Annotated in this window: 4 protein-coding genes; all 4 read right to left on the bottom strand. The window is 69.4% G+C overall.

What is annotated here, in order from left to right; genetic code table 11:
- On the bottom strand, positions 1-1,121 hold a 1,121-nt coding region (locus AC1DXV_RS30510; protein ID WP_477937194.1), incomplete at its 3' end, for an MCP four helix bundle domain-containing protein.
- A 31-nt stretch (positions 1,122-1,152) separates the two neighbouring features.
- Entirely contained in the window at positions 1,153-2,712 is a 1,560-nt protein-coding gene (locus tag AC1DXV_RS30505) for a methyl-accepting chemotaxis protein (RefSeq protein ID WP_477937192.1), read from the bottom strand.
- 58 nt (positions 2,713-2,770) lie between these two features.
- The gene (locus AC1DXV_RS30500) at positions 2,771-4,318 is read right to left on the bottom strand and encodes a methyl-accepting chemotaxis protein (protein WP_477870781.1); all 1,548 of its coding nucleotides are present in this window, start codon (positions 4,316-4,318) and stop codon (positions 2,771-2,773) included.
- A gap of 46 nt (positions 4,319-4,364) precedes the next feature.
- On the bottom strand, positions 4,365-5,629 hold a 1,265-nt coding region (locus tag AC1DXV_RS30495), incomplete at its 5' end, for a chemotaxis protein CheA (RefSeq protein WP_477937190.1).

The raw sequence follows: 5,629 nt of genomic DNA, 5'->3' as shown, positions 1-5,629 counted from the left end.
AGGATGTTGGTCTGGAACGCGATGCCGTCGATCACGCCGATGATGTCGGCGATCTTCTTCGAGCTCGCATTGATCTCGTCCATCGTGGTCACGACCTGCGAGACGACCGAGCCGCCGCGCGCCGCGACCTCGGCCGCCGACGAGGCCAGCTGGTTGGCCTGGCGGGCCGAGTCGGCGCTCTGCTTGACGGTGCCGGTCAGCTGCTCCATCGACGAGGCGGTCTGCTGCAGGCTGGAGGCGGCCTGCTCGGTGCGGGCGCTCAGGTCCTGGTTGCCGCTGGCGATCTCGGTGCTGGCGGTGCGGATGCTGTCGCTGGCGGTGTGCACCTGCTGCACGACGCGGCCGAGCGCGGCCGTCATCGTCTGCAGCGCGCGCATCAGGTCGCCCATCTCGTCGCCGCGCGTCACCGCCGGGCGCGGGCTCAGGTCGCCGCCGGCGATCGAGTCGGCCAGCGCGATCGCTTCGCCGAGCGGGCGGCGGATCGAGCGGACCAGCGCGAAGGTGCCGAACAGCGCGCCGAGGATGATCAGCCCGACCACGCCGGCCGCCATCGTCACCGTCTTGCGGCGCTCGACCGACAGCCGTTCACGCGTGGCCTGGGCCGCCTGTTCCTGCAGCGCGACAAAGCCGCGCAGCGATTGCATGTAGGTCTCGACGGCCTGCGCGAAGCCGCCCATCGCCAGCGTGCGGGCGCCCTCCTGGTCGCCAGCTTCCTTCTTCTTCGTGATCTCGGCCGAGGTGTCGAGCACGATCTTGCGATCGGCGGCGATCTTCGCCATCTGCTGCGTTTCGGCATCGGTCTGCGGCATGTCCTTCAGCTGCTTCTGCAGCTCGGTGATCTGCGCGATGGCCTTGTCGTTGGTCTCCTTGAACGCGGCGCGCACCGACGGATCGCTGCTGATCGCGCCGGCCTGGGCGCGCGACACCGCGCCCTCGGTCAGGCCGGCCCAGCGGGAGGCCGTGCGGATCTTGGTTTCCGACAGCGCCAGCGCCTCGTCGGACAAGGCCTGCACCTGCGCCGAGCGCCACGCGGCGAAGGCGATCAGCGCCAGCAGCGCGACGATGAAGGCGCCGACGGCGAACCAGATGCGGGTGCCGATGCGGAGGTCTTGAATGCGCATGATGTTTGCGTCCGGTAGAGGGGTGTGGCGGTCAGGGCCGCGCTTCGAGTCGGAAGGCGCCGACGGCCTGCGACAGGCGCACGGCCTGGTCCTTCAGGCTCTCGGCGGCCGCGGCGCTCTCTTCGACGAGGGCCGAGTTCTGTTGCGTCATCTGGTCGAGCTGGGTCACGGCGGCATTGACGCTGCCGATGCCGTCGCTCTGCTCCGACGAGGCGGCGGTGATCTCGCCGATGATGTCGCTGACGCGTTGCACCGAGCCGACGATCTCGCTCATCGTCTTGCCGGCGTCGGCCACCAGGCGCGAGCCGGCCTCGACGCGGTCGACGCTCGCGCCGATCAGGCCCTTGATTTCCTTCGCGGCCTGCGCGCTGCGCTGCGCCAGGCTGCGCACTTCGCTGGCGACGACCGCGAAGCCGCGGCCCTGTTCGCCGGCGCGGGCCGCTTCGACGGCTGCGTTCAGCGCCAGGATGTTGGTCTGGAACGCGATGCCGTCGATCACGCCGATGATGTCGCTGATCTTCTTCGAGCTCGCATTGATCTCGTTCATCGTCGTGACGACCTGCGAGACCACCGAGCCGCCGCGCGCGGCAACCTCGGCGGCCGACGACGCCATCTGGTTGGCCTGGCGGGCCGAGTCGGCGCTCTGCTTGACGGTGCCGGTCAGCTGCTCCATCGACGACGCGGCCTGCTGCAGGTTCGACGCGGTCTGCTCGGTGCGCACGCTCAGGTCGTGGTTGCCGGTCGCGATCTCGGCGCTGGCGGTCGTGATGCTGTCGGTGCTGCTGCGCACCTCGCCGACCAGCCGGCGCAGCGAGGCCTGCATGTCGGCCAGCGCGCGCGCCAGCTCGCCGGCTTCGCCGCCGGCCTCGATCGACAGCGTCTGCGACAGGTCGCCGCCGGCGATCGCGCGGGCATGCCGCACTGCCTCGCCGATCGGCGCGGCGATCGAGCGGCTCAGCCACCAGCCGAAACCGCCGGCGACCGCGACGCACACCAGCACCAGCACGCCGACCACGGTGGCCGCGAGGCTGGTGCCGGTCTCGGCATGCGCCTGCGCGACGGCGGCGCGGGCCGTGGCCAGCGCGGCGAGCTCGTCGACGGCCGCCTGGTAGGCCTTGTGGGTCTTGTCGTAGTCGCCGGCCAGCAGGCCTTCGAGCGCGACGAAGTCGCCGCTGTTCTTCAGCGCGTCGAGCTGCGGGTCGAACGCGAGCGCGACCTTGCGCGCCTGCGCCGCCTTGTCGAGCAGCGCCTTCATCTCGGGGTCCGACACCAGCGCCTCGATCTTCTTGATCGTCTCGGCGTTCAGGGCCAGCGTGGCCTTCGACTGCTTCGTCAGCTCGTCGGAGAACTCGCCGGTGCCCAGGCGTGCATTCGTCGTCGCGCGCAGCGTGTTCATCGCGGCTTGCGCATTCCAGTCGCGCGCCAGCTGCGTCATCTGCCATTCGGTGGCCGACAGGCGCTTCAGCGTCGACGTGGTCTGCTTCAGCTTGAGCGCGCTGTAGCCGGTGGCCAGCACCATCAGCAGCACCAGCAGGCTGAAGACCAGCCCGAGCCGGGTGCCGATGCGGGCGTTGCGGAAACTGAACTGCATGCGGCGCTCCTGGGGGACAGAGGGGACACGGCGCGCCCGAAGGCGCGCCAGGGGCTTGTCAGGCGCTCAGCCGGAACACCGACACCACACCCGACAGCTTCACCGCCTGCTCCTTCAGCGATTCGGCGGCCGCGGCGGACTGCTCCACCAGCGCGGCGTTCTGCTGCGTCATCTGGTCGAGTTGCGTCACCGCGGTGTTGACCTGGCCGATGCCGTCGCTCTGCTCCGACGCCGCCGAGGTGATCTCGCCGATGATGTCGCTGACGCGGCGCACGCTGGTGACGATCTCGGTCATCGACTGGCCGGCATCCGCCACCAGGCGCGAACCGGAATCGACCTTGTCGACCGAGGCGTCGATCAGGCTCTTGATTTCCTTGGCGGCCTGCGCGCTGCGCTGCGCCAGGCTGCGCACTTCGCTCGCGACCACCGCGAAGCCGCGGCCCTGCTCGCCGGCACGGGCGGCTTCCACGGCCGCGTTCAGCGCCAGGATGTTGGTCTGGAAGGCGATGCCGTCGATCACGCCGATGATGTCGGCGATCTTCTTCGAGCTGGCATGGATGTCGTTCATCGTCGAGACGACCTGCGACACCACCTCGCCACCCTTGCCGGCAGCGCCTTGCGCCGACGAGGCCAGCTGGTTGGCGGTGCGTGCCGAATCGGCGGTCTGCTTGACGGTGCCGGTCAGGTGGCCCATCGATGATGCGGTCTGCTGCAGGTTCGAGGCCGTCTGCTCGGTGCGCGAGCTCAGGTCCTGGTTGCCGGTGGCGACTTCGCTGCTCGCGACCTGGATGCTGTCGGCCGACTGCCGCACCTGCGTGACCATGTCGTGCAGGCTGGCATTCATCTTGCCGAGCGAGCGCATCAGGCCGGCGATCTCGTCGCTGCCGTCGGCCGTGATCCGGCGCGACAGGTCGCCGCCGGCCACCGCGTCGGCGAGTGCCGCCGCCTGCGCCACCGGCACCGTGATCGAGCGCGTCAGCAGCCAGGCGAACACGGCGCCCAGCACCAGCGCGAGGGCGCCGGTCACGCCGATCAGCAGGCGGCCGCGCAGCGCGTCGGCATCGATCTGCTTCGCCATCTGGTCGATGGATTTCCTCTGGTGGTCCACGTAGGCCTGCATCACGGCCACGTAGGCCGGGCCGACGACCTGGAAGCTGGTGTCGTAGATGCGCGTGGCTTCTTCGGCGTTGCCGGCGCGCTTGGCGGCCGACATCCCGTCGCGTGCCACCAGGTAGGTCTTGCGCGTCTCCGCGATGCGGTCGAGCAGCACCTGCTCCTCGGGCGTGGTCGGGAAGGCCTTCAGCGCCTGGGTGATCTCGTTGGCGCGCGCCGATGAGGCCTTGGCCTCGTCGGAGAACAGCGCTTCGAGCGTGGCATCCGGGCTCTTGGCGATCGCCTTGCCGCGGGTCACGCCGATCGACACGTTGCGTGCCCATTCGACGGCCAGGCGCTCCTTGGCGAGCGGCTCGGTCATCATCTGCTGGGTGGCCTGGGCGATGCTGCCCAGGCGCCAGATGCCCACGACCATGATCAGGCACAGCAAGGCGAGGGTGACGGCGAAACCGCCACCCAGGCGTGCGCCGACTCGAACGTCATTCAACTTCATTTCGTCGAGCTCCGGAAAGGTGAGAGGGGTCGATCAGGGGCGTGACTCAGTGGCGCGAGCGGCGCACCAGGCTGCCCACGTCCAGGATCAGCGCCACGCGGCCGTCACCCATGATGGTGGCGCCCGACACGTCATTGACCTTGCGGTAGTTGGCCTCGAGGTTCTTCACGACGACCTGCTGCTGTCCGAGCAGTTCGTCGAYCAGCAGCGCGACGCGCCCGCCCTCGGCCTCGACCACCACCATGATCCCGCTGACGTGCTCGAAGTCGAAGCGCGGCACGTTGAACACGTGCTCCATCTCCAGCACCGGCATGTACTCGTCGCGCACCTCGACCACGCGGCCGGAACCGCCGATCGTCTTGACCATGTCGGGCTGCACCTGGAACGACTCGATCACCGATGACAGCGGGAGGATGTAGACCTCTTCGCCGACGCCCACCGACATGCCGTCCATGATGGCCAGCGTCAGCGGCAGGCGCACCGAGACGCGCATGCCGTAGCCTTCGGCCGAATCGATCTCGACGGTGCCGCCCAGCGCGGTGATGTTCTTCTTGACCACGTCCATGCCGACACCGCGGCCGGAGACATCGGTGACGACGTCGGCGGTCGAGAAGCCGGGGGCGAAGATCAGGCCCCACACTTCTTGGTCGGTCATCGAGTCGGGTGCCGGGATGCCGCGCTCGCGGGCCTTCTTCAGCAGCTTCTCGCGCGACAGGCCGCGGCCGTCGTCGCGCACCTCGATGACGATCGAGCCGCCCTGGTGGGACGCGCTCAGCGTGATCGTGCCGGTTTCCGGCTTGCCCTTGGCGACGCGCTCGGCCGGGGTCTCGATGCCGTGGTCGCAGCTGTTGCGCACCAGGTGGGTCAGCGGGTCGGTGATCTTCTCGACCAGGCCCTTGTCCAGTTCGGTGGCTTCGCCGAGCGTCACGAAGTCGACCTTCTTGCCGAGCTTGGCGGCCAGGTCGCGCAGCATGCGCGGGAAGCGGCTGAACACCATCGACATCGGGATCATGCGGATCGACATCACCGATTCCTGCAGATCGCGGGTGTTGCGGTCCAGGTCGGCGAGGCCGGCGGCCAGCTGCTGGTACAGCGCCGGGTCCAGGCCCTGGCTGTTCTGGGCCAGCATGGCCTGGGTGATCACGAGTTCGCCGACCAGGTTGATCAGCTGGTCGACCTTCTCGACCGACACGCGCAGCGTCGACGCCTCGACCGCGGCGGCCGGGGCCTTCTCGGCCTTCGCGACCGGCTTGGCGGCGGGCTTGGCGGACTCGGCCGGCACGCCGGCGTCAGCGACCGGCGCGGCATCGG

Source organism: Rhizobacter sp. P3_C12 (assembly GCF_056402735.1).
The sequence above is the reverse complement of the archived record's forward strand: the minus strand, read 5'-3'. Positions and strand labels throughout refer to the sequence as shown.